This window comes from Scytonema hofmannii PCC 7110 (genome assembly GCF_000346485.2).
In the GTDB taxonomy this organism is placed as follows: domain Bacteria; phylum Cyanobacteriota; class Cyanobacteriia; order Cyanobacteriales; family Nostocaceae; genus Scytonema; species Scytonema hofmannii.
Genome location: NZ_KQ976354.1, coordinates 9,167,196 through 9,192,430, shown reverse-complemented (window position 1 = coordinate 9,192,430; position 25,235 = coordinate 9,167,196). Strand labels below are relative to the sequence as shown.

The following is a 25,235-nucleotide window of genomic DNA, read 5'->3' as shown; positions in this document are numbered from 1 at the left end:
TCTACTAGGACATATAATCAATTCTTACAGAACTTAGCCAATCCGCGAATCTTTCTATAGGTCAATGGTTGGGAATAGGGAGTGGGTAGTAGGGGTATTGGGCATGGGAAAAGAATTAATTTCATTATGAGCACACCAGACTTTTTAATAAATAGAGCGAGAATCTCTCAACGGTTGCAGCCAATCGTACTATGTGCAAGCGAACAGCAGCAGTGTCAACCTTTAGAGAACAATCAACCTCAGGTAACGACTGCTCAAAGCTACCAAATTGATGTGCCAATACCTAACGAAAACTTTCAGCAGAAGGACAAAAAACCTTTGTCAGATGGAGAAGCCCGGTTTAAATATCTGTCTGAAGCTGGTTTTGAAGGGTTAATCATACATGAGAATGGCATCATAATTGATGTCAACAGTGTTTTAGTAAACATGAGTGGCTATGAAGTCTCTGAATTGATTGACAAAAGTGCTTTTGCGCTGTTTACTCCTGATTCACAAGAATTAGTCAAAAAAAATATTTTTTCCGGATATGAAAAACCCTATGAAGGAGTTGTAGTTAAGAAATCCGGTGTTACTTTTCCGGTTGAACTACAAGGTAAGGTAGTTCCTTACCAAGGACAGCAAATGCAGGTGGTCGCGATTCGAGATATCACAGCCCAAAAGCAAGCAGAAGATGTTTGGCGAGAAAGAGAAAATCGTCTGCGAAAGCAAAGCCAGACCTTGGTACAACTTGCTCGAAGTCAAACTTTTCAGCAAGGGGATCTCAACGCGGCGCTAAAGGAAATAACAGAAGCGGCTGCCCGAACTTTAGAGGTGGCACGCGTTAGTGTATGGTTATATAATCGAGATGGCTCAAAAGTTGAATGTATAGATTTATATAGTTCAACAACAAAGCGTCATACCAGAGGTATGTCACTGATAAAAGCCAATTATCTTACTTATTTTCAAGCTTTAGAAGAGCAGCGTATTATAGCATCTAATGACGCACTTGAAGATAAGCGAACCCAAGAATTATCTGAATCTTATCTTTCCACATTCGGCATTACATCTCTATTAGATGCATCAATTTGGTTGGGGGATCGTCCCATCGGAGTTGTGTGTCACGAACATACAGGAAGTATCCGTCAGTGGACATTAGAAGAAGAGACTTTTGCAGGTGCGATCGCAGATTTTGTAGCCTTAGCAGTAGAAGTTAGCGCTCGCAATGCAGCACAAGAAGCCCTACAGCAAAGTGAAGCATGGTTCAGAGCTATTGTTGAAAATTCTTCAATGGGGATTGCACTTGTTGAGATGCACGGAAGAATTGCGGATATCAATCCGGCGTTGTGTCAAATGTTGGGATATTCTCAACAAGAGCTATGCGGTAAGAATTTCACGGATTATATTTTCAATCATGCAGATGATTTAGAACTTTACCAAGAATTGCTATCAAAAGTTAGGAAACGCTTAGACATGGAAAGGCGTATTCTGCATAGAGATGGTCGGCTTATATGGGTGCATTTAAGTATATCTCTGATTCCTGGCACAAATGGTGAACCTAAATTTTACCTAGTCATGATGGAGGACATTACAGACCGCAAACAAACAGAATTAAAACTCCTTGAAACTAAAGATGCAGCAGAAGCAGGTAGTAAAGCAAAAAGTGAATTTTTGGCAACAATGAGTCACGAATTGCGAACACCTTTAAATGCAATCATGGGGTTATCTCAGTTATTGCAACAAGAAATAGTTGGTTCTTTAAATGACAAGCAAAAGGAATATATCAACTGTATTTACAGTAGTGGAGAACACCTGCTAGCATTGATTAATGATATTCTCGATTTATCTAAAGTAGAAGCGGGTAAAGAAGAGCTTTTTTTATCAACCCTATATGTAGATGAAATCTGTAATTATGTTATATCAACAGTCAGCGAACGCGCCATAGAAAAGGGACTGCTCCTGACAGTAGAAATTGACGAACAAGCCAGCATTTGTGTTGCTGATGACCGTCGCATGAAACAAATGTTGCTGAATCTTCTAACGAATGCTATCAAATTTACCAATAAAGGTCAGGTATCGTTAGAAGTCAGAAAATTACCACAAGGCATTGCATTTATAGTGATAGATACAGGTATTGGTATCGATAAGAGCCAGTTTCAATTTTTATTTGAACCTTTTAAACAACTTGATGGTCGCCTCAGCCGTCAGTACGAAGGGACTGGTTTAGGTCTAGCACTAACACGTAAGTTAGCGCGGCTGCATGGTGGAGATGTGACGGTAGAATCAACATTGGGACAGGGAAGCCGCTTTACCTTATTTTTGCCCGACGATCAACCTCAAAGTGTGGATAGCGATCCTTTCGCCTCTCTTTCCCCTATTTCCTCCTCACTCTCATCCAAGAAAAAACGTATTTTACTTGTGGAACATGAAGAACATACCGCCATATTGCTGCAAGATTATCTTCAGACAATAGGTTATCAGGTTGAACGACTCAATCACGGCAATAGATTTTTAGAACTGGTGCGATCGCAACAGCCCGATTTAATTTTGTTAGATGTAGAGTTGGGAGATGTCAGTGGGTGGGATTTGCTGATACAGGTGAGAGAACAAACCGATTTACAAGATTTGCCAGTTGTTATGATGACACCATTGGTTGTAACTTGCGATCGCGATCGGGTAAAACAAGTAGGTGCTAGCGACTGTCTCAGCAAACCCATCGGTATTGTTCAACTAGAATCAGTACTTATGAGGTATTTGACTTAGTTAGTGGTTAGTTGTTAGTAGTTGGTAGGGGGAGCATCTCGTTTTGGCAAATTGCCTGTTATAAATTTTATTGCAGGTATCCTGGTACATAATGCTGAACAATCCTAGTAGTTTTAGTGGTTTTGGGGATGAAGAAGTTCTTTTAAAGGAATTTTCAACTTCTAAAGGTTCTCTGGAAGTAGCGGCTGAGGTAAGTATTGAAGGAAAAACACTTAAGCTTAAAAATATATCTATCTTTCCAAAAGATGTTTGGAGGTTTGAATTATCAACTAGAGAAGTACTAGAGTTGAAAAATCAATTAGTACAAGAGGCAAAAGCTGCTGGGTTTGAAAGATTACAAATTACTGGGAAACGAGTCAGTGGGGCTAATTTGGGAAAAAATGTGAACATAGATATTAATCTAACAAAAATCTAAAAATCCAATTAGGAGGATTTTGATGGAAAGTACAGAACTATTGGTTGAATCTTCTCAGCAGATGCTAACAGAAGGTAAAGATTTAGAGTTGATCCTTAGCTTTTTAAGAAAACATGGATGTTCAAAAACTCAGTCGATTGTTATACTGAAAGAAGTTAAAAAAATCTCTTTAGATGAAGCGAAAAGATTGGTTCACTTCAGTCAAGAATGGCAGGATGTTAGTCAAGTTGATGCAAAACTTAGTGAACGATTTTATGAAGTTTTGATTAATGATAATGTCCAAGAGTAAAAGTGATTAAAATTCATTATTATCTTTGGCATTATTAATGTTATTTCCAGCTAAATTTTTCAGCTTTGCAATAAATTTTATTTGGTACTAAATCGAAGTATCTAAATAAAGCTGGACACAGCCATCCTTCTTTTTCTTTCTCTTGCCAGCAATACCAGTGTCCGCCATATTCCTCCCGTGAGTGAATCAGCTCTGCCTGATATCCTGGGAAGGGATTCTGTGAGAATATAAGTTTGAACCCCATATCAGCATTAGGAATATTTTCCACAAGATTGTCAATCATCTGGGATACCCCACACACAAATGGCTCCCTCTCTAATCCAACAGCTTTATCGTCAAAAACCCATGTATCTTCATATCGATAGGGAAAAATTGCCATTAAAAAATTTGACATACTTTTAAGAAGTTTGAGCTACAAGCTAGTTTCTTATCTAAATTCGGAAGTAGGACAGGGTACTGAGTTTGCGATCCGACTACCCACACACTAACAACTAACAACTAACAACTAACCATTAACCTCTTTCAAAATTTGCCATGCCTTAATTAAATTACCTTGCATTAAAGCAGCCGCGCCAGAAAGAGCTTTGATTTCAGGTATGTTTGGGTTTTTCGCTAAACTGGGTTCAAGGGACTTTTGTGCGGCAACAGGTTGCCAATTATACAGTTGGACAAATGCCAGGTAAGCGTGGGAATAGGGATTTTCTGAATCTAGCTGAGTAACTTTTTGTAAAGCAGCAATAGCACCATCTACCCGTCGCTGTAAAACATTTGCTAAAGCCAAAGCATACGCCCAATCTCGATTTGAGGGAATTTGTTGCAAGCGATATTCCAAAGTTAGCCGCGCTTGTACCAAGTAATCCTGTATCGGGTCGTATTGATTAATACGTCCAACTTCATCAAATACTTGACTTAATGCCTCCGTTCCTTTAGGCAAATTTGTACCTAAAATTCTTAATTGAGTCACTAAATCCAACTCTGGTGCTGGTATAGGAGGGGCTTGAGGGTCGATTTGTAATGTGACATTTGGCACTTGAATGGGGTAACTTTCTCCTGAGAACCTGTTGAGATAAATTGCCTCTAACGAGTAAATTCCCGGTGTTACATCAGCAGGAGGAAGCATTGCAATTCTTTCGATCGCCCTGAATGTACCTTCCGGTTTTTTGGTTCCGGAATGCAAAGCCCCCATTGCTATAGCGCGATCGTGTATCCACGAGGTTGGGGAGTAGGGAGTGGGGAGTAGGGAGTGGGGAGTCTTGGTTTTCCAAGTTAGCAGGACTAAGCCATGTTGTAGTTGTTCCCATGAACCAGACCATTCGTAAGTTACAGGTACTGGGACTCCTGGTGGAGCTTTTTCTGGTACTGCGACTTGAGATAAAGTTAGGCGATCGGGCGAGACACCAGTCACACTGATTGGTTTTACCTCTATTGCTGGTGTTTGTTTGTGGTAAAGCTTTATCAGGCTACCATCGGACAAATTCCAAGACTTGTTGAGTTGAAAATTTCCGCTTTGCTCCACAGCTTGTACAATACTCGCTTGAGTTTCTCCAACCGATCCCTGGTCGCCCGTTTTGGTAAGAAACCATTCTAGCGATCGCACATCCCTATCTATAAATTTTTTTCTCGTCCCCACCTGACGCCCGTAAACTTGAAAATTCTGCAGCGCCCCATAGTAATTAAAATTGTGTTGATTAATTGCTGCTGTTGATGGCAAAACTCCTAAAGTAGAGCGTAATAATGGTTCTGTTTGAACAATATGAGCGATCGCCTGCTTGTGAGGCAATTCCTCTGCCATATAAGGATAATGCTGATTTGGACTCAAAGCCCGTGTCACCCAACTACCGATAACACCCCCAACAGGGAACAAGTTACACAACATCAGCAGAACTGCCAAAGACGCAGTACCCCATCGAATCCGCTTTCCCCAAAGATGAGAAAACCGTGTCAATCCATATGCTAAAAATACGGTTAATGTTGGTAAATATGGTAACGCGTAGCGACTATCTTTATTAATATTCAAAGATGACAGTAAATATGCACTCACGAGAAATACCGTCAACCATTTGAATGAAGAGTGGGAGAGTGGGGGAAGTTCTCCTCCTTGTCCCCCGATCCCCTTGTCCTTATTTTTAAATCCTAACCGACCCCAATAAAACAACAGAGCAACAATAGGCACTAATAACAATGGAAGAGAAACTTGATTCGGTAATTGTTGCCAGTAATAAATCCATGCCTGTAATGTATTAAGAGGAGCCTCACCTTCAGCGATCGCAGAATCTACAGTCGCCCGTTTCCCAGAAGTCAGAACAATCAACCAATTTGTGCGATACCAAGGACCAAACACCAACACCGACAAACACAAACCACCCACTAATTGAGCCAAACGTCCCCAACGGCGATCGCGTAAAGCCCCCACCCCAAGCCATACTATTGGTACCAAAAGAAAAATCAAAGCCGTTTGCTTAACCAACAAAGCCAACCCAAACGACAAACCAAAAGCAAGCGCCCACAACCACTCAACAAACCTCCTCTTTCTCAGCGCCCTCTGCGCCTCTGCGGTTCCAAAACTTCTCCACACACTCAAGCAAAAGAAACTCAAAGTCACAACCGCCGCCAAAGGATAATCCAGCAGAAAATCCAGACGTAATCGATAAAGAGCAGGTAAAACTTGACACAAGAAAGCCGCCCACAAACCTACAGACTCATCAAACAACACCTTCCCCAAACCATAAACCGACCCCAGTAAAACCCCACTAAACAAAAGCATAACCAGAGTCGCCTCATCCGGTCCAATGCCAAAAATATTCTGAACACCAGCCGTAAGTATGTACGTCAAAGGCGGTATCTTAGAAGACAATAACCATAAACTCTGCCACCAATCCCGATTCCACCACTGCGGATGCTGCAAAGCTTGCCAATAATTTAACGTACCCGTTAAATAATCCGCCTGATCCCAAGCAGGAATAGAACGATCCAAAGCAAACCAAATGCGATCGCACACCATCCCCAACACCCAAATTAAGCCGAGTATCGCGAAACTTCTAAACTTCTTGTGTCGTAAGCTCATTGACTCTCTTAGCGCCCTTGGCATCTTATTTTTACACGGTTCCTAAGGTGTAGGTATGGGGTAAATGAACAATTTGGTCTTGATACTCATTTTCTAACGCTGCTTCAGCAATAAAAATCAATTCATCAATATTTTGCCCCATACTTAATTTAGGATTGAGAATAAAAATGCCAGGAACATGACGATTTTGGGCAATGTGTTCGGCAAGATGAACAGGCATTGATGTACGATTATTAGTCACTAAGACAAAGCCATATTTTTCACACCAAAGTAAGATTTCTGGATCTAATGTTCCTTTTGCAGGAGTACTTGGTTCACCAACTATCCAAACTATTAAATTGGCATTAAGTCGCGTGAGTTGAGTTTTATAGTTAGGGTCTACATTTTCGTCAAGCAGATAATTGAGTGTCATTGACTTGATTTTTTTCTTTCTGTTCTGCTCTCAGTTTCCGCATACGAATTGCAGCGGGTGAAGGATTAAGATGTTGCGCTAAAAGTTGCTCGTGATTCCACTCTAACCAGTCAGCTACATACTTGCTCGCAAATTCTTTATTATGTAAGTAATAGAGAATCGTAGCGTATACCTGCTCTAAGGTGAGAGATGGATAAGTTTGAGTAATCTCTTCTGGAGTACGAGCACGATGAATGAAATCATAAAGGATAGTTTCAATACCTACTCTAGTACCTTTCAGACGAATATCGTTAGGCGAAAAGAACTCAAAATAGTCTTCTAGTTGCATAGGTCATTAAATAGAAAAATGAGGATAAGGATACCATCACTTTAGCAAATGGCTAATAGCTAATTGTGTTTCTACCATTAGCCATGAGCCATTTGCAATCCTACAATATTATTCAGCCCCTTCAATAGGAGCAAAACCCTGACGCTGGATATTCTCCGTCACAGTACGCGGTTCCAGAAACTGCAGCAAATAATCAGGACCCCCCGCCTTAGAGCCAACACCAGAAAGCTTAAACCCGCCAAACGGCTGTCGAGCCACAATAGCACCCGTAATCGTGCGGTTAATGTACAAATTTCCCACCTCATACTCTTCCTGAGCCAATTGAATGTGCGAAGGAGTTCTAGAATAAAGCCCACCAGTCAAGGCATAATTAGTCCCATTAGCAACAGCCAACGCCTCCTGAAAATTCTTCACCTTAATCACCGCTACAACCGGACCAAAAATTTCCTGTTGAGCGATGATAGCATTTGGAGAAACATCCGCAAAAATCACAGGACCAATAAAGTACCCATTATCCGGTGCAGACAATTCCAAAGCAATCTTTGCCTCAGCCTTACCTTTTTCAATATATTCCCGGATGCGATCGCGAGCATTAGCATCAATCACAGGTCCAACTTGCGTGATCGGGTGCTCCGCTGCACCAATATTCAGAGATTTCGTTGCTTCTACAAACCTCTGTACAAACGTATCATACACCGATTCCAGCACCACCACCCGCGAACAGGCAGAACACTTTTGTCCGCTATAACCAAACGCCGACTGTACAGCCCCAACCACAGCCTGGTCTAAATCAGCACTTTCATCCACAATAATACCATTCTTCCCACCCATCTCAGCAATCACTCGTTTCATATGCTTTTGACCGGGCTTAAGAACTGCGGCTTCTGCGTATATTCTACAACCAACCTCTTGAGAACCAGTAAAAGCAATCACATGAGTAGCCGGATGATTCACCAAATAAGCACCCACTTGAGAACCCTTTCCTGGTACATATTGATAGACACCCTTAGGGATTCCAGCCTCCACCAAAATTTCCGTCAGTTTCGCCGCAATGACAGAAGATGTTTCCGCAGGTTTGAGGAGAGTACAATTACCAGCAACCAGAGCAGCAACCGTCATACCCGTTGCGATCGCCAATGGGAAATTCCAAGGAGAAATCACCACAACAATTCCCCGAGGCTGATAAATATAACGATTTGTTTCCCCAGAAACATCGTAATTATAACCCTCATCTAACCGTTCCATTTCCAGAGCATAATAGCGAAAAAAATCAATCGCCTCAGAAACCTCACCATCAGCTTCCCGCACTGGTTTCCCAACTTCCAAAACAATCCAAGCAGAAAGTTCCGCACGGCGTTGTTCCATTAAATCGGCGGCTTTCCGCAAGATATTAGCCCGTTCCTTCGCAGGCGTTTTGCGCCAAGCAGGAAAAGCAGCCTTTGCAGCTTGCATTGCTTGTTCGGCTTGTTCAACACTCATCAATCCAATCTGACCAACCACCTCACTAAAATTAGAAGGGTTAACAGAATCTATCACCTGTTGAGTGCTGACATACTCGCCATTAATCAAAGGTAAATAAGTTTTACCAAGTTGCTCGCGCACAGATTGAAAAGCTTCACTCACTTCCCTTCTTTCCTCCTCCTTGGAAAAATCAATATCAGCCGCACCAGTGAATAATTGATTATTAACCGCAGATGAACGCTGATGGACGCGGATAATAGATTCATCATCTGCTACGGGCTGCGTTCGTCTGCGGTTACTTTCTTCTGTAACAACAGGGGGTGCTATCAATTCTTCCACCGGACGGTTCTCCATATTTTGCCGCAAGAAAGAACTATTAGCCGTGTTTTCCAACAAACGACGAATCAAATACGCCATTCCCGGTAAAAGTTCTCCATAGGGACAATAAACTCTCACCCGATATCCTTTATCAACCAAAGCCTTAGCTATTTTGTCACCCATACCGTAGAGAACTTGCATTTCAAAGCAACGACGGGGGACGTTTAAGGTTTCTGCGATCGCTATAGCTCGTGCTTGAGAGCGCACGTTATGACTGCCAATTGCAGAATACACATATTGGTGATTTTGTAGCAATAATTCAGTTAGTTGCTCGAAGTTAGCATCTGTGGCTGCTTTGTCGTTATATACAGGTTGTTTCCAGTGTTTTTGAGAGGCTTTGATAGTTTCCTGGTCCCAGTATGCGCCTTTCACCAAGCGGATGGTCACTGGGTAACCGCGCTGCTTAGCCCATGCAATCAAGTCTTGCACGTCTTGCTCGCTATCGCGCAGGTAGGCTTGAATTGTTACGCCAATATCGGTTCGATTCCTAAATTCCTCTTCCAGTAATATTTTTTTCAGGATGCTGAGAGTTAAGTCCTTGTAGGCGTACTGTTCCATATCAAAGTGAACCGCAGCACCCAGTTCTTGAGAACGACGCAAGAGAATGCGGATGCGATCGCTGACTCGTTCTTCACTACCTTTCGCATCAAGAGGGTCAAACTGAGAGTAAAACGCTGTGAGTTTGACAGAAACCTGGACTTTTGGCAAAGATTCTCCATCCGCTAAATCAATTGCGGGAACTGGTGACCAACTCTTAGATGCTTCCACCAGTTGTTGCATCAAGTCCAGATACCGTTCCAAGTAAGACTGTGCTTCTGCTTCCGTAATGACTGCTTCACCCAGCAAATCGACTGTGAAAGCCATTTTTTCCTTCCGCAGTCGCTCGATAGTTTTGAGCGCCTGTTTAATATTTTCTCCAGAAATATATTTATGAGCTAATGTTTCTGTTGCTGTTGCAACAGTAGTCGCAGCTACTTGTCCCGGTACAGAGTCAGGGTTAGCAAAGTTGAGCATTCCCTTGAGGGCGGATGGTAGTTCTACTGACTCATCACCTAGATATTCTTGTAAGTGGGCTGCAATTTCTGGTTTGCTGCGTAAAGCAGGAAGAGTATCAATAAAGCGGAATAACTGCACCCGTAACCCAGGATTGCTCATCGCCCAAGCCAGTAACTTGTCATCCCAGCGCATCTGGTCTCGCAATGCAGCAAAGAACGAACGGCTTTCCTGGGTTGCTGCTAGCAGTTGCTTGGCGATTTCTTGGGTTTTAGCTTCGTAAGTACTGGTTTTTACTTGTAAGACCACTGATAACAAACTCCATTTAAAAGAAAAGGCTATGTATTATAAAGCCTGTGTCTTCTATTTTGGCTTGTGGAATGTGCTACCACCACTCTAAAAAGCAAACGAATTTGGGCTTTTAGATCGCTCATGTGATTCATAGTGGTCTCAATACTCCGTAGGTTTTGCGGAAAAATCCGAAAATACGTAGGTTGGGTTGAGGAACGAAACCCAACATTTACAGACATTTGTTGAGTTTCTCCAAGGGTTTTCCCAACCCACAAAAATTCTCAGCCCTTGTAGTATTAATAGTGGTCTGTCACATTGATTTTGAGGAGTGATAAAAAAACCGCAAAGACGCAAAGAGCGCGAAGGAAGGGGAAAAGAAGATGAGTCTCACTACCAGTATTTTGTTGAACTTTTCTTGTACGCAAAATGTTCTAGTAGCAAGCGATGGATAAATAAAGCCCAAACAAAAACATTAGATTCTACCACGTATCTATCCTGAAATGGGGAGATTTACTATATAAGTTACAAAAATTTGTTTATCGAGTGATATGTATAATGTAGCAGCAGTTAGCTTTAATAGTACTAGTTATTTCTCCGCGATCGTCTCATAAATGCTTCAAACCTAAACTTTCACTCTAAGTTAAACTTTTGATATTCCCTTAAGGCAACGGCAAATGAACAATTTGGTCTTGATACTCACCTTCAAAAGATCCCTCTGCAATTAAGATTAACTCATCAACAGTTTCACCAATAGTTAATTTATCATTTAATATAAAAATTCCAGGGATGTGACGACCTTGAGCAATGTGGTCAGCCAAATGTACGGGCATAGATGTACGATTATTAGTTACCAATAAGAAATTATGCTCCTCACACCAATCTAATATTTCCGGGTCTAATGTGCCTCTCGGAGGAGCACCCGGATCTCCAACCACCCACATGACAAGGTTTAAACTTCTCCGCAAAAATTGACGTTGATAAACCTTATCAACATTTTCATCAAGAAGATATTTGAGAGCCATGTGTTTTCTTCTTTGCCTCTCGTTCGGCTTTAAGTTTCATAAGCTTAACAACAACTGGCGAAGGATTGCGACGTTGTTCTTCTCGCATTCTATGGCTCCATTCCAACCAATTACTCATGTAGGCACTAACTGCTTCTTTATTATGTAGGTAATAGAGGATAGTAGCATAGACCTGTTCTAAAGTGACCGATGGATAGCTTTCGACAATTTCCTCTGGAGTCCGACAACGATGTATAAAATCATAAAGGACAGTTTCAATACCTACTCTAGTACCTTTCAGACGAATATCATCAGGACGTTGAAAATCGAAGTAATCTTCTAATTGCATAACTCACCTCATTCCATAACAACTATCTTAAACCTATAAGCATTGACGCCTCCCCTGCCTGAAGGCGAGGGGATTCTTTTCGCTCAAGCCGTCTTTGGCAGAGGCTGCTTACTCGCAACGTGCCAAAGATGTAGCCTGACTGGAGCCGTCAAAGTCTCCCTACACACTCCGTCAAGGTTTATACCCAACATCGTGTTTACTTTACGCAGAATATTAGCAGCACCGTTACAATCTGCGTTGATATACCAATTTTTATTTCCAGTACGGTACAATCCCCGCTTCACTCTTTTCCCAGATGGTTTATAGCCTATGGGTTTCTCACCATGTTTCGGCAATTCGTCACCATCAAAGAATGAAGATTTTGAAGTGTACGCTTCTTCAGTTTCTACAAAATCAATACCGTGCAGTTTGCACAGCTGTTCAATCCGATCTTTCAATTTAGCCGTGGGTATTTGGACAAAAGACTGATTGCCTTTCTTGCCCATATCAACTCTCTGTTTTTGTCCTGGGTTCCACCCAAATACAATTGTCCCAATGCTTTGTTTTAAGCAATGGTCAATCACAATACGAGATGCTTTGTTAACCGCATCTCGCATTTGTCGGTTGCGTTTCTCGGTGATGCTCGCAAGATGTTTACTCCAAAAACCTTGAGGTTTACCTTCTTTCAAAGTTGCAACCTGTTTATTAAACCATTGATTAAGCGATTTGATATGCAACCCGTCAACAATGAACGAAGTCCCAATATTAGACACACAGGTTAGCCAGTTATTTTTACCGTGGTCAATACCCAGCGCTTTCATTTTGTCGAGCTTAACGGCATCTGGAGACTTTGCCGCATAGGAGTAGGCAGCGTAGAACTCCCCGTTTCTGGGAACAATAGTTAGTTCTCTAATTTGTTCTGGGTCAATGTTTGTCGGAGTAGGAAGAAACAGTTCGCTTATTCCTTCCAAGGTTTTCAATTCAGCCCCTAAAGGAATACGAACAAACGAAATTCCTAAATCAAAAGTAAGTGCTTGCTTTGGGTATGAGACTTGAAACAGCCCTCCTTTTTTCCTATAGCTAGGCGGTTTTGGCTCTGAATTTAAATGCGGCAATTCCCCTCTACGCCACATAGGAAGCAGTTCTTTGAAGCTTTTAAATCCTTCAGCGACAGATTTTAATGTTTGTTGTGCTGACTGAGAATAGAGCAGTTTATAGTTAAGCTCTTCCTTCAAATCATGCGCCATTTGCTCATAAGGCACGCTTGGTAAGTTGCCAGGATGAGTTAGCTTGTGGTTCTGATTAATGTAATAGATAGCTTGATTCCAGAGACTGTTGGAACGCTTACAGATAAATTCCAGAATGTTTGTCTCAAACTGGGGTAGTTTAATGCGAATGAGTTGAGTTTGTATGAGTTCTGCCAAAAATTAAATCTCCTTTATTGTTGGCACAATTGTTTTATTATACAATAGCTGTATACAACAACGCAACCTTGAATTCCGGATATATGGCTAAATTTTCTCCTGACGAGTACAGACACGAAGGGAATGCAGTCTCACTACTCAACTACCATTTCGTTTTCATTCCTAAGCGTAGAAAAAAAGTATTAGTTGGTCGTATAGCTGAAAGACTACAAGAAATTATTTGTGATGTTTGCAACGAAAACCGATGGAAGATTGTGGCAATGGAAATTATGCCTGACCACGTGCATCTATTTATTAATGCTAAACCTACCGACAACCCGTCCTTGATTATGAATCGTGTTAAAGGAAGAGCATCTCATTTCTTGCGTAAAGAGTTTCCTGAATTACTTAAACTCCCTACTTTATGGACTCCCAGCTATTTTGTTTCAACTGCTGGTAATATTTGTACGGAAACCGTGAAGCGGTATATTGCACAACAGAGAGAATAGCGAAAGTACCTGCACCCTAAAGGGTGCTTGCGGCTTTCATCCGGGAGACCAAGCTCTTAAAAAATGGGGAAACCCTCAAACCCCTTAACTGTCTAGAGGTAGTGCAGGATATCCATAAATAGGGTTTCCCCATTTTTCTTGCCCAATTCCAGCCCTTGTCTAAAGCACAGATGTATCTCTCCGCCACGCTCCGAGCTACATCTTCAAGGGTTTTCAGCCGTTTTCCTTATAATGTAACGTGAGTTCGACAGACCTCACTACGGTGTACACAAAAGTCGAATTTACCCCCCTTAGAAAGGCTACGATGTACACACAAGTCGAGTTAGGAATCAAATGGTTGAAATCAGGATGAAAATTTATGTTTAAAATCCTTAATTTTCCGTTCACCCTTATCAATTGGGAACTTGCGTCTCGAACACTAATTTTTCTAAATAGCTCGCGATCTCATGAGTACTGGTATCCAGGGGCGGTGAGTACATTTGCTGAATTTTCTCGACAGATGGATAACTCAGAGTCACTCGCCGTGACTTGTAATTAGCTTTTTGCATATTTGTAGTTGGGTGAACGCTTATTGTCTGTTACTAGGTTTTACCCGGTGAAATGGTATCCGTATAGAAAATGAACTTAGCAACAAAGTCCATATCAAATGACAATTTAGATGGGAGACTTTTATTATGGTCACAACCATAACACCCGCAGAAACCAGAACCATACTTGAAAACATTAGCTGGCAAACGTTTAAAAGTATGCTGGCTGACATGGGATCGGAGCGTAACACCAGACTTGCTTATGACAATGGAATAGTAGAAATTATGTCTCCACATAAGGCACATGAAAACCCCAACCGCTTAATTGAAGGTTTTATTGTAGTGTTATGTGAAGAACTGGGCTTGGAAATTAGCCGCACTGGCTCGCTGACTTTAACACGAGATGACTTGGAGAAGGGAGGAGAGCCAGACAGTAGCTACTACATTCAGAACGAGTCCTTAGATTTACCTTCTTCATTGCTTCTCTTTCAGCTTTCAGTTTCATTAATTTGACTACAACTGGTGGCGGATTCCGTCGCTGTTCTTCTCGCATTCTGTGGCTCCATTCCAACCAGTCAGCTATATACGTGCTAACTGCTTCTTTATTATGCAAGTAATAGAGAATTGTTGCATAAACCTGTTCCAGTGTAAGTGATGTATAAATATTTGCAATTTCCTCAGGAGTCCGAGCACGATAAATGTACTCGTAAAGAACAGTTTCAATTCCTACTCTTGTACCTTTCAACCGAATATCATCAGGACGCTGAAAATCGAAGTAATCTTCTAATTGCATAACTCACCTCATTCCATAACAATTATCTTAATATACAAACATTTACTCTCTATCCATTCCTCTGTGCTCTCTGCGTTCTGGTGCGGTTCAATAATTTTTCCATTTAACACCTGTAAAAAGTCCATTCCATCACTTATTTCTTTTCGGATTCATTCTTATATTTTTGGATAGCTGCTTTCAACCTTGGATTGAGTTCTGGAGGGTTTTCTATAGCTGATACAAAAATTTCCCAATCCTGTTCAGAAAGAACCATAGACTCTGGTTCTGGTATTTCTTCTGTTGCTGCATTTATAGCCAATTCAACTAGATACTCACTCAAGGTTAAACACCTCATAGCAGCAGCTTTTTCCAGAGTTTGCTTCTGTTCTTCATTAAGTGTAATTTCGATTTGAGTAGTTTTTACTTCACTTGATGTTGACATAGGTACGATCGCTTTGCTCTACTACCAAGATAAACTATAGGATTGCGATACCGTATAGCTAGTAATCAAAGAAGTCTAAGACCCCCAACTTCTCGAAACGGACAGTCAACTGACAAATATTGCTCATGGGCTAGCAAGCCTATAGTTTTTTAGACTGGTAATTATAGCATAGCTAGACAAGAATTGCTAAAAAGAGGTATCAAATGTGACTTTTTAGAGCTACTCTATGGAAATTCTTGCCTTTCATAGTGCAGTATGTTCATTAGTACTAGAAAACGTGGTGAAAACCTATGCCAATTACTCTAGAAGCCAGTACTTTATCTCTCAATGACGTTCATCGCTTGTTGAAACTGCAAAAAACGCCCAATGGTTCATCGTTTACAGAATACTTAACTTTAGAGCCTTTGACGGAGTTGGAACAGCAGGATTTATCACGCATTAGTAACGACTTTGAACGTTACTTTAACGCTGGAAAAGTTTCTGAAGGTTTAGTTAAATTTTTAGCGATCGCACCTCTGTTGCGATTATCTGGATTTTATGATGTTCCTATTCGCTTGACAATGGAAGATGCGATCGCTATCTCCATTGAAGACGAGGACACAAAGATCACAGGACGGATGGACATTTTAGCAGTGAGCAACACTCAAGCAAAGACAGCGAATACGTTTTGGATTTTGGTAATAGAAACAAAAAACAGTTCGGTAGACGTTTCCGAAGGTTTACCCCAACTGCTGACTTACGCTTTTAAAAGCTTAGAAAAGCAATCATCCGTTTGGGGACTAGCAACAAACGGTCATCGTTACCAGTTTGTCCGTCTCGAACGAGGAAATCCCCCTACCTATCAGTTAATGCCATTACTGAACCTAATTCAATCTGAGGACAGTATTCAGCTAGTACAGGTTTTGAAAGCAATTTGCAAACTAGAAAATTAGGGAGTCAAATTCCTGACTCTGCAAAGTTGAGAATTTTTTCGTCTGTTGACTTCTACTTTACTAGAAGATAGAGGGGTAACTAAGATTAGTTGAAGTACTCATAATCAGGAAGGTACGGTGGTTTCAGGCTACTAAAGAATGTAGAAGCTGATTTTAGAAGATACTCAGTATAAGCAAAGTGTCGGGGATGTGGATAACAGGATGCAAGACGGCGATACTCAAAGGTATCAGCTACAAACCAAATTACTTCGCTATTAGGATAGGTAGTAGTATCAAGAACCTTTACAGACTCACGCCAATGTGCAAATTTTGGTTGATTTAAGTGAGAATTGGGTATGAATAGACGCCCAACGGGGATACCAGGATATTTACTAGTATTAATTAAAAACTCAGGATTTTTCATTTCGTTTATCTCCAATAGTTTTCTTCAATTGTTTAAAGCGTTAGCTTCCGAAGCGGGAGTATCTATCCCCCATTCCTCTAAACCTCTAGGCGTTAGCCGATCCCAACCAAAAACAAAGTGCAATCCCAGGCAAGCAATAAGTTAATGACTGGGATTGCGACATTATTAATTACCTTCTCTCGAAGCTGAAAAATAGCTTCGATGCTGTTACATGACAGTGGAAGTGAAGATATCGCGATACTGGTAAAATTTTTTTATATAGTGCGACATTAAGCGATCGCACTTTACTCCTTTAGACTGGTTAGAATTGAATATTACTGAGTACACATATTTTCATGCTGGCTAATACTTCACCACATCCACTGCTAACGCAAAAGTCAAATGCAAATAGCCAGTCCCCAATTCCCTTTGACAAGCCTGTGTACCTATCTTTCTTTACAATCTTGAACACCGTGTCTACACTGCATTGTAGAAGTTGAAATTCTCAGCAAACTATCTCCGTACAAAAAGTTAGGGATCTTGGAGCAGCTTTTCCCCGTCTCACAATTCTCTTGATAAACTAACCTTAAACTCCTCTCATTCTCAGCGTCCTCTGCGCCTCTGCGGTTCCATCATCCAAACTCCCTAACCTATTGAGAACTTTGTTGGTACACTTGAACTTCATTCCCCCAGTTAGCAACCACCTATGGTGCATATAAAACGGGTAGAACTCACAAACTTCAAATCCTTCGGCGGTACAACCTCTGTCCCCTTGCTGTCAGAGTTTACTGTCATTTCTGGACCCAACGGTTCCGGGAAATCCAATATTCTCGACGCCCTGCTTTTTTGCCTTGGGCTAGCCAGTTCAAAAGGAATGCGAGCCGATCGCCTACCCGATTTGGTCAACAATAATCAAACTGCAAAGGGAAAAGCCAGCATTGAAGCTAGCGTTACGGTGACATTTGATTTGTCAGACTTAGTTGTGGATGACGTACACCAAGTCCCAGATGTGGTAATAGATGAAGAACCCGATGTTACAGATTTAACAACTTCTGAGGAAACTGATCGCCAGGAAGAAAGCGAAGAGGAAAAATATCGTAAAACTAAAATTCAAGCAAAATCTGGTGTGGAATGGAGCGTCACCAGAAGGCTGAGAGTCACAAGCCAAGGAACCTACACCTCAAATTATTACATCAACGGTGTTTCCTGCACCCTCACAGAACTACACGAAGAACTAGAGAAACTGCGGATTCACCCTGAAGGTTACAATGTCGTACTCCAAGGGGATGTCACCAGCATTATTTCCATGAACTCTCGCGAGAGACGGGAAATTATTGATGAACTAGCAGGAGTAGCAGCATTTGACCGTAAAATTATCCAAGCCAAAGGAACTTTAGATGAAGTTAAAGAAAAGGAAGATAGCTGTCGCATTGTGGAGACAGAGTTAACCGCACAACGCGATCGCCTCTCCCAAGATCGTGCTAAAGCAGAAAAATACCAAAAACTTCGTACTGAGTATCAAGAAAAACAACTATGGGAAACCGTTTTATCATGGCGTTCCCTACAAGCCCAGCAAGAAAAGTTAGCGACACAAATCGCTGAAGGCGATCGCACAAAGAGCGAACTCACCAACCAACTTGCAACCCTAAAATCAGAAATCGCCCAAAAAACCAACGTACTCGAACAACTCAACGCCCATGTCAAAGCATTGGGAGAAGAGCAACTTTTAGCAGTACAATCCACTCTAGCCACCCAAGAAGCAGAACGCAAGCAACTTCAACGTCAACAAACGGAACTAGAAACAGCAATCCAAGAAACCATCAAACGCCAGCAACAAACACAGCAGGAAATTCAACAGCACCAGCAAACCTTAGAACAACTCGCACAAAATGAGATTGAACAAACCCAGTACATCTCATCAAGACAAATCCAACGAGATGAAGCACAACAAGAATTAGAAAAATCTCGTGAGATAGCCGCAGAAATTGCTTCCGCCTCAGAAGCTTGGGTACAGCAACAAACAACCCTCAACCGTCAAGTAGAAGCCGTACAGCAAACCGTCGATCCCCAACGCACGGAACAAGCCCAGTTAAGAGAGCGCAATAACCAATTACAGCAGCTGATCCAAGAACAAACGGAACTGATTCAAACTTTAGAACCCCAGCTAGCAGAAAAACAAGCGCAATTCGTTGATGTCGGGACTAGCCATAGCGCTTCTCTACCACAGGTTGAACAACTCGCCGAAACTTTAAAAGCTACAGAACAAGAACTGCAAATCCAACAAGATACCCAAAAGCGTCTCTTGCAAGAACAGAGGGATAAACAACGCTCCTTGGATAAGCTAGAAGCACAACAAGCAGCCCAGCAAGAAGTCCAAGGAACCCAAGCCAGCAAAGTCATTTTGCAATCGGGTATGCCTGGAGTCTGCGGAATGGTTGTACAGTTGGGACGCGTGGAACCCCGCTATCATTTGGCTTTGGAAATTTCTGCAGGTGCGCGTTTGGGGCATATAGTTGTGGAAGATGACAGCATAGCATCAGCTGGAATTGAATTGCTCAAGCAAAAACGTGCTGGTAGGGCAACTTTTCTCCCACTGACGAAAATTCAAGCTCCAAAATTGACGCAAGATTTCACCTTGCGTTATGCTAACGGCTTTGTCAATTATGCTGTTAACTTGATTGAATGCGATCGCCGTTACAAAGATGTGTTTGCTTACGTTTTTGGCAATACGGTGGTGTTTGAAAGTTTACATCAAGCACGTCAGCACTTGGGATTGTATAGAATAGTAACGTTAGATGGAGAATTGTTAGAAACCAGTGGAGCCATGACTGGTGGTAGTACAACTCAGCGTTCGGCGTTGCGGTTTGGTACGGTGGAAGCAACGGAATCTGAGGAAGTTGCCAGTTTGAAGAGTCGATTATCGGATATTGAAAAGGTTTTAGAGCGTTGTGGTGAAGCAATAAGTTCTCTGTCAGTCAGAACAAAACAACTGACACAAGAACTCACCGAAGCCAGACAGTCGCGGCGAGAACAGCAGTTACAGTTGGAACAGCTACAGAAAGACATTAAGAGTTTGACAGCGCAGTTAGAAGGAACGCGATCGCAATTAACTCAAAACCAGGAAAAGTTAGCACAGGCTCAATCTCGCTTGGAAGTCTTAGATCGGGAATTACCAGGACAAGAGCAACAATTGCAACAGTTAAGACAAGCTTTGACAGAGTTAGAACAGTCCCAAACTCCTCAAGAATGGCAACAAATTCAAGCGACTATCAAAATTCAAGAGCAACAATTACAACAAAGGGAAGGAGCCTTACGAGAATCCGAGCAAAGACTGAAAAATTTAGAAAACCAGCAGCAGCGTTTGCAAGAGAAAATTCAAGAAAGCTCAAACCGCATCCAAGAATATCAAGAGCAACAAACATCATCAACAGAAGCTCTACAGCGCGTATCTACACAAGTCAGAGAAATCAACACTCAAATTGCAGAAATTCGGGCAAATTTGAGTGAAATGGAACAGAATTTAGGAGAAGAAAAACAACAACGCGATCGCACAGAACAAGAATTGCGATCGCAAGTTACCAGAGAGCAACAGTTGGAATGGGAACAGCAAAAGCTGCAAGAAACCCAACAAACAAGGCGATCTGAGTTTGCGACATTGCAAGAGCAATTGCGTACAGTAGGAGCAGAATTACCCAGCCCATTGCCAGAAGTTCCAGATAAAGTAGATTTAGAAGACCTGCAAAAAGAATTGCGATCGCTAGCCAAACGCCTACAGGGAATGGAACCCGTCAATATGCTAGCGTTGGAACAGTACGAGCGTACCCAAAAGCGCTTAGAAGGACTCAGCGAAAAACTCCAGACTTTAGAAGGAGAACGCACCGAACTTTTGTTGCGAATTGAAAACTTTACCACCTTACGCCAACGCGCATTCAAAGAAGCTTTCGATGCGGTGAATGAAAATTTTCAATCCATCTTCGCTACCCTTTCCGAAGGCGACGGTCACTTGCAACTCGACAATCCAGAAGACCCATTTAACAGTGGATTGAACCTAGTTGCACACCCCAAAGGCAAACCAGTACAGCGACTGGCTTCTATGTCCGGAGGGGAAAAATCCCTGACAGCTTTAAGCTTTATTTTTGCGCTCCAACGCTACCGTCCATCACCATTTTACGCTTTTGATGAAGTTGATATGTTTTTAGATGGGGCAAACGTAGAACGATTAGCTAAAATGATTAAGCAACAGGCACAACAAGCACAATTTATTGTTGTCAGTTTGCGCCGACCGATGATAGAATCAGCCGAACGTACAATCGGCGTGACTCAAGCTAGAGGAGCGTACACCCAAGTTTTGGGTATCAAGTTACAATCCAACCATACAAATGCTTGAGTTTTTGATAATAATAGTGTATAGACAACCGGATTCGAGATCAGGACTCGGTATATAATGACCTCTGAACAAATTATTAGACGTTCCGATATTTTAAACACCCAGGTAATCACCCGCGATAACGGCAAACGGCTTGGCATTATCAGCCAAGTTTGGGTTGATGTCGATCAGCGAGAGGTTGTGGCTCTAAGCTTGCGAGACAGCCTGATCTCTATTTCTGGCGTGCCACGTTATATGTATCTTAATAACATCAACCAGATTGGCGATGTCATCTTGGTTGATAATGAAGATGTCATAGAGGATATTGAAGTCGAATCTTACAGCAACATAGTCACCTGGGAAGTCATCACAGAAACAGGAGACGTGTTGGGTAAAGTCCGGGGCTTCAAGTTCAACGGGGAAACAGGAAAGATTTACGCCATCACAATTGCGTCTTTAGGGCTACCGCAAATCCCCGACCAATTTCTGAGCACTTACGAGATTTCGGTAGACGAAATTGTCAGCACGGGACCAAATCGACTGATTGTATTTGAAGGCGCAGAAGAACGAGTCACCCAGCTGACAGTTGGTTTGTTAGAGCGTTTGGGTATTGGGAGAGCACCTTGGGACCGTGAAGAAGCGGAAGAATATGGTACAGGCTATGCTTCCCGCACCATAGCACCAAGCAATCAATTACCACCAGGCGTTCCATTAGAGCAACCAAAGCCAAAAATTACCCGCGCACCCGAACCTGTCATGGAGGAGCAATGGGATGAGGATTATTATGAAGAAGAACGTCCTCAGCGTCGGGTGATGGAAGCACGGCAGTACGAATCCGTTCAGTACGAAGAAGAAGAGGAAGAAGATAATTGGAGTGAAGCAACGGGTCAAGATAAGTACAAGGCACAAGCAAAGTACGAATCAAAGCCCAAAAACCCCAAGCCATACAGCACTGAGTATGACGATTATGACGACGATTTAGATCGCGATGCTTGGGCTGATGACGAACCACCAAAACCCGTGAATATTCCTAAGAAGGTTAAGGAAAGACAGCCAGAGTACGAAGAAGAAGGCGGGTATTAATTGATTTAGCGTTGTAGCTATCTTTCAAAGGTAGTGGGCGAATGGAATTCGCTACTACACAAACGAAGTCCGCCTACGCGGACTATATAAGATAAAAAAACCCACGTAGGTGGGTTTTGTCTGTATAGCCGCGAATTCTATGAGACTGGGCTAAAAATTTAAAATATCTAATGAGTCTTCTATTTCTAGATCGAGAACTCTTTCCCGTGCATTTTTGTGCTCTTCTAGTTTACCTTCTTTGCGATAAAAATCTGCGGCTCTCTGAAAATCTTCTAGGGCTTCTTGCTTATTTCCCAAATTCAAATGAGCATGACCTCGGTTGAAATAAGCATCAGCATCATGAGAATTATTGTGAATAACTTTAGTGTAATCCTTAATAGCTTCTTCGTAATCTGCTAGATCGTAACGAGCATTAGCACGGTGGTAAAGAATCTTAATATCTTGAGGATTTTTCTTAATTGCTTGAGTGTAATCCTCAATCGCTCCTTTATAATCCCCCAGATCGTGACGAGAGTGACCCCGCTTTTTATAACTGTCTGCATCGGTGGGCTGAACTTCAACAACTTGGGAAAATCCTTGCTTATCTTTTAGCAAGCTTGGATTCATTTTCATTGCTTGAGTATAATCTTCTAATGCGCCTTGACGATCGCCTATATGAGAACGCACATCAGCACGGTTTTTGTAAGCAAAGGCGTCATTGGGATTTATCCTAATAGCTTGAGAGTAATCAGCGATCGCACCTTCATAGTCTCCCAAGTGATACCGAGCTAAACCGCTTCTGATATAAACTTTACCGTAATAAGGATTTATTCTAATAGCTTGAGAGTAATCAGCGATCGCACCTTCATAATCTCCCAAATGATAGCGGGCTAAACCGCGTTTGTAATAAATAATGACATCTTTAGGATTGAGTTGCAAAACTTCATTGTAAGCTGCGATCGCATCACTATACTTTCCTTTTTCAAAGTATTCATCACCCAGTTTTATATAAAGCTGACCTAATTCTTCATTCCGGGAGGGAGAATAGCTATTTTCTTCACGATAGAAGTTGGGCTTAATCAACTGAGGTTTGGGTTGCACCTCTGGAATTTCTCGTTTAGGAAGATCTCTGTAAATAGGAGCTTGTTGTCGGGGAAAGTTATCATCTGTAAAAGTTTGTAACTGTTCTAAATAGCAACGCAATCCACCCCCGTACATTAATTGTTCCATCCCAAATGTAACTTTGCCTGTCCTAAGCTTAATCATTTGGGTCGGAAGAAAGCCAGCTAACAAGAGATGATATTCTGGTTGTGCTTCATTCACCTCTTCTTGAATCAAAATGCAAACAACAACTGCATTTTTTTGCACTTCTTCTATACTAATAGACCATCTAGCTTTGTCAAGACTGCCATGACGAGATTTGACTGCAATGCCAACCGAGGAGTCAAAAGTCAGTGTAAAATCCACTTTGCCATCGCCACCAAAGCGTTTGTCATAATCAACTTCTGTAATAAAATCTGCCAAACGTTCTTTAACAAGTTCTTCACCTAACTTTCCTTTGAGATTGCTGATAAAAACATCACGAACCGGAGAAGTACGTTTGTATTTCTCAGCCATTTGCCAGCAAAACTCTCGCAGTGCCTTTAATCTCTCGCCAGAAATAACTGTCAATTCGCTATGTTGACCTTCTGTTTCACAATGCAGCAAACGACCAGATGTGAATCTTTTGATAAAATCTGACTGCAGCGATCGCAGTAGGATAATCCAGTCCATTTATTGTTTTGCGAATCCTTAATTAACGAGTTATTTTACATAAATAACAAATTGGTGTAAACCGTCTTGACGATAGGGAGTAGGGGATAAGACATTTTTATTCCCTCGTTGTGAGCGCGTTCGCCCATGAGCGATTGTCTTTACTGTATTCAATTTAACCGATCCTGCGAATATAATTTACGACTATACAAACAAAGTCCACCTGCGTGGACTTTATTCAAACAACCTACCTCCGCAGGGTTGATCTCTATAGCCGCGATTTCCAATCACTAGAGTTGAATTATGAATTAAATCTTATACAAGTTTACTACGCATTTTCTCAGAATTCAATTAGGATTGCTCTAACAATATCAGTGATCTTACTGTATTTTTTTTGAGTAAAGCACATTATTATGTGACGATTATATCATTAATTATGAGTTAAAAATAATTTTATAACTCCGTACAAAACAGATTTTTAATATATGAAAAGACGTAAATTTCTTTGGTATTCTCTCCTTTTTAGTAGTGGTTGTACGGTGGCCAATAATCTGAATGATATTTCTAAGAAATCAGTTGTAAATTTACCTACAAAACTAAGATTTACGGTAACAGATGTTAAAGGTTTTAAAGAACTACAGCAAGATTATGGAGCCTTTCGGACTGTATTAGAGGAGATATTAAATATAAAAATTGAATTTTTTCCTGTAGAAAGTTTCATAGCAGCAGCACCTGCTTTACAGTTAGGTCAAGTGGATATAGTGCTTGCCGGTCCATCAGAATATGTCATTTTAAATGCTAGAGCAAAAGCAGTTCCTATAGTTGCCATTACAAGACCAAAATACCACTCAGTCATTGCTGTTCGTGCTGACAGTGGTATCAAATCAATATCTCAATTAAAAGGCAAAAAAATTGCTATGCGAGCAAAGGCTGGAACTGCTGGGCATATTTATCCTACAAAGCTTCTTCTTGATGCTGGGTTAGATCCAAAATCTGATGTTAAAATTCTCTTTCTAGGAGACAAGGGAATGGAAGCTTTGAAAAAAGGAGAAGTTGATGCTTTAGCACGCTCTTTTTCAGGATACGAAAAAGCTTTGAGAGACGCAGGTTTATCTGAAACAGAATTTCCAGTGATAGCGAGTGGACCGCATTTGCCTAGCGATGTGTTTGTTGTCAGTAACCATATCGATCCAGCTTTCAGGGAACACATAGGAAATTTGATGCTCAAATATCAAGATAAATTACTTCAATCTATCTTGGTATCCCCAGCTAACGAGCAGTTTCAAGGCTCAAAAATGATGACGGCTGTTGATGCTGATTACAATATGATTCGTGAAGTTTATAAAGCAATAGGGGAAGGTGAGTTTATTAATTAAGTCGGTTAGTTGT

Annotated in this window: 21 protein-coding genes and 1 pseudogene; 9 read left to right on the top strand and 13 right to left on the bottom strand. The window is 41.5% G+C overall.

From position 1 onward, the window contains the following. Positions 1–126: 126 nt before the first annotated feature. The 3 genes from WA1_RS38815 to WA1_RS38805 all read left to right on the top strand — a co-directional run bounded on the left by WA1_RS38815 (position 127) and on the right by WA1_RS38805 (position 3,443). Positions 127–2,739, top strand: coding sequence for a PAS domain S-box protein (locus tag WA1_RS38815; protein WP_017745989.1), 2,613 nt, complete (start codon positions 127–129; stop codon positions 2,737–2,739). Between the two features lie 91 nt (positions 2,740–2,830). Then, positions 2,831–3,154 carry a hypothetical protein gene (locus WA1_RS38810; protein ID WP_017745988.1) on the top strand — a complete coding sequence of 108 codons (324 nt, stop codon included), beginning with the start codon at positions 2,831–2,833 and terminating at the stop codon, positions 3,152–3,154. A 22-nt stretch (positions 3,155–3,176) separates the two neighbouring features. Then, positions 3,177–3,443 carry a hypothetical protein gene (locus WA1_RS38805; protein WP_017745987.1) on the top strand — a complete coding sequence of 89 codons (267 nt, stop codon included), beginning with the start codon at positions 3,177–3,179 and terminating at the stop codon, positions 3,441–3,443. Positions 3,444–3,483: 40 nt separating this feature from the next. Here WA1_RS38805 and WA1_RS38800 read toward each other — a convergent pair whose 3' ends face one another. From WA1_RS38800 to WA1_RS38765, 8 genes are all read right to left on the bottom strand, one after another. Beyond that, entirely contained in the window at positions 3,484–3,837 is a 354-nt protein-coding gene (locus tag WA1_RS38800) for a DUF6717 family protein (RefSeq protein ID WP_017745986.1), read from the bottom strand. A 111-nt stretch (positions 3,838–3,948) separates the two neighbouring features. After that, positions 3,949–6,507 (bottom strand): phospholipid carrier-dependent glycosyltransferase, encoded by a 2,559-nt coding sequence (locus WA1_RS38795; protein WP_017745985.1) that lies wholly within the window; start codon positions 6,505–6,507, stop codon positions 3,949–3,951. A 31-nt stretch (positions 6,508–6,538) separates the two neighbouring features. Beyond that, positions 6,539–6,919 carry a DUF5615 family PIN-like protein gene (locus WA1_RS38790; RefSeq protein WP_017745984.1) on the bottom strand — a complete coding sequence of 127 codons (381 nt, stop codon included), beginning with the start codon at positions 6,917–6,919 and terminating at the stop codon, positions 6,539–6,541. Further along, positions 6,897–7,247, bottom strand: coding sequence for a DUF433 domain-containing protein (locus tag WA1_RS38785; RefSeq protein ID WP_017745983.1), 351 nt, complete (start codon positions 7,245–7,247; stop codon positions 6,897–6,899). The genes WA1_RS38790 and WA1_RS38785 overlap by 23 nt, the downstream gene beginning before the upstream one ends. Positions 7,248–7,355: 108 nt before the next feature. Further along, entirely contained in the window at positions 7,356–10,388 is a 3,033-nt protein-coding gene (gene pruA / locus WA1_RS38780) for an L-glutamate gamma-semialdehyde dehydrogenase (protein WP_017745982.1), read from the bottom strand. 641 nt (positions 10,389–11,029) lie between these two features. Continuing rightward, the gene (locus tag WA1_RS38775; RefSeq protein ID WP_017745981.1) at positions 11,030–11,392 is read right to left on the bottom strand and encodes a DUF5615 family PIN-like protein; all 363 of its coding nucleotides are present in this window, start codon (positions 11,390–11,392) and stop codon (positions 11,030–11,032) included. Next, positions 11,370–11,720 carry a DUF433 domain-containing protein gene (locus WA1_RS38770; protein ID WP_017745980.1) on the bottom strand — a complete coding sequence of 117 codons (351 nt, stop codon included), beginning with the start codon at positions 11,718–11,720 and terminating at the stop codon, positions 11,370–11,372. The genes WA1_RS38775 and WA1_RS38770 overlap by 23 nt, the downstream gene beginning before the upstream one ends. Before the next feature lie 83 nt (positions 11,721–11,803). After that, on the bottom strand, positions 11,804–13,123 hold the full coding sequence (locus WA1_RS38765; protein WP_017750191.1) for an RNA-guided endonuclease InsQ/TnpB family protein: 1,320 nt from the start codon (positions 13,121–13,123) through the stop codon (positions 11,804–11,806). 83 nt (positions 13,124–13,206) lie between these two features. On the opposite strand from WA1_RS38765, the gene tnpA reads away from it, so the two are divergent. Further along, positions 13,207–13,611: an IS200/IS605 family transposase gene (gene tnpA / locus WA1_RS38760; protein ID WP_017750192.1), complete on the top strand. Its 405-nt coding sequence runs from the start codon at positions 13,207–13,209 to the stop codon at positions 13,609–13,611. 392 nt (positions 13,612–14,003) lie between these two features. Here the strand turns inward: tnpA and WA1_RS57615 are convergent, their stop codons facing one another. Continuing rightward, positions 14,004–14,159 carry a hypothetical protein gene (locus WA1_RS57615; protein ID WP_158516751.1) on the bottom strand — a complete coding sequence of 52 codons (156 nt, stop codon included), beginning with the start codon at positions 14,157–14,159 and terminating at the stop codon, positions 14,004–14,006. A gap of 126 nt (positions 14,160–14,285) precedes the next feature. Here WA1_RS57615 and WA1_RS38755 point away from each other — a divergent pair. Continuing rightward, positions 14,286–14,600, top strand: a pseudogene (locus WA1_RS38755) (Uma2 family endonuclease); the annotation flags it as partial. On the opposite strand, the gene WA1_RS53955 reads toward WA1_RS38755, so the two are convergent. Both WA1_RS53955 and WA1_RS38750 read right to left on the bottom strand, forming a co-directional pair. Further along, positions 14,509–14,931: a DUF433 domain-containing protein gene (locus WA1_RS53955; protein WP_081403024.1), complete on the bottom strand. Its 423-nt coding sequence runs from the start codon at positions 14,929–14,931 to the stop codon at positions 14,509–14,511. The pseudogene WA1_RS38755 and the gene WA1_RS53955 sit on opposite strands and share 92 nt — an antisense overlap. A 133-nt stretch (positions 14,932–15,064) precedes the next feature. Continuing rightward, the gene (locus WA1_RS38750) at positions 15,065–15,352 is read right to left on the bottom strand and encodes a type II toxin-antitoxin system TacA family antitoxin (protein ID WP_017749926.1); all 288 of its coding nucleotides are present in this window, start codon (positions 15,350–15,352) and stop codon (positions 15,065–15,067) included. A gap of 290 nt (positions 15,353–15,642) precedes the next feature. On the opposite strand from WA1_RS38750, the gene WA1_RS38745 reads away from it, so the two are divergent. After that, positions 15,643–16,284: a hypothetical protein gene (locus WA1_RS38745; RefSeq protein WP_017749925.1), complete on the top strand. Its 642-nt coding sequence runs from the start codon at positions 15,643–15,645 to the stop codon at positions 16,282–16,284. A gap of 85 nt (positions 16,285–16,369) precedes the next feature. On the opposite strand, the gene WA1_RS38740 is transcribed toward WA1_RS38745, so the two are convergent. Further along, positions 16,370–16,687, bottom strand: coding sequence for a hypothetical protein (locus tag WA1_RS38740; protein WP_017749924.1), 318 nt, complete (start codon positions 16,685–16,687; stop codon positions 16,370–16,372). Between the two features lie 685 nt (positions 16,688–17,372). On the opposite strand from WA1_RS38740, the gene smc reads away from it, so the two are divergent. Further along, the gene (gene smc, locus WA1_RS38735) at positions 17,373–21,053 is read left to right on the top strand and encodes a chromosome segregation protein SMC (protein WP_017749923.1); all 3,681 of its coding nucleotides are present in this window, start codon (positions 17,373–17,375) and stop codon (positions 21,051–21,053) included. Positions 21,054–21,110: 57 nt separating this feature from the next. Further along, positions 21,111–22,115: a PRC-barrel domain-containing protein gene (locus WA1_RS38730; RefSeq protein ID WP_017749922.1), complete on the top strand. Its 1,005-nt coding sequence runs from the start codon at positions 21,111–21,113 to the stop codon at positions 22,113–22,115. A 150-nt stretch (positions 22,116–22,265) separates the two neighbouring features. Here the strand turns inward: WA1_RS38730 and WA1_RS38725 are convergent, their stop codons facing one another. Next, on the bottom strand, positions 22,266–23,867 hold the full coding sequence (locus WA1_RS38725) for a tetratricopeptide repeat protein (RefSeq protein WP_017749921.1): 1,602 nt from the start codon (positions 23,865–23,867) through the stop codon (positions 22,266–22,268). A gap of 464 nt (positions 23,868–24,331) precedes the next feature. Between WA1_RS38725 and phnD the strand changes: the two genes are divergently transcribed. Beyond that, complete coding sequence (gene phnD, locus WA1_RS38720) at positions 24,332–25,222, top strand: phosphate/phosphite/phosphonate ABC transporter substrate-binding protein (RefSeq protein ID WP_017749920.1); 891 nt, start codon at positions 24,332–24,334, stop codon at positions 25,220–25,222. The last annotated feature ends 13 nt before the right edge of the window (positions 25,223–25,235 follow it).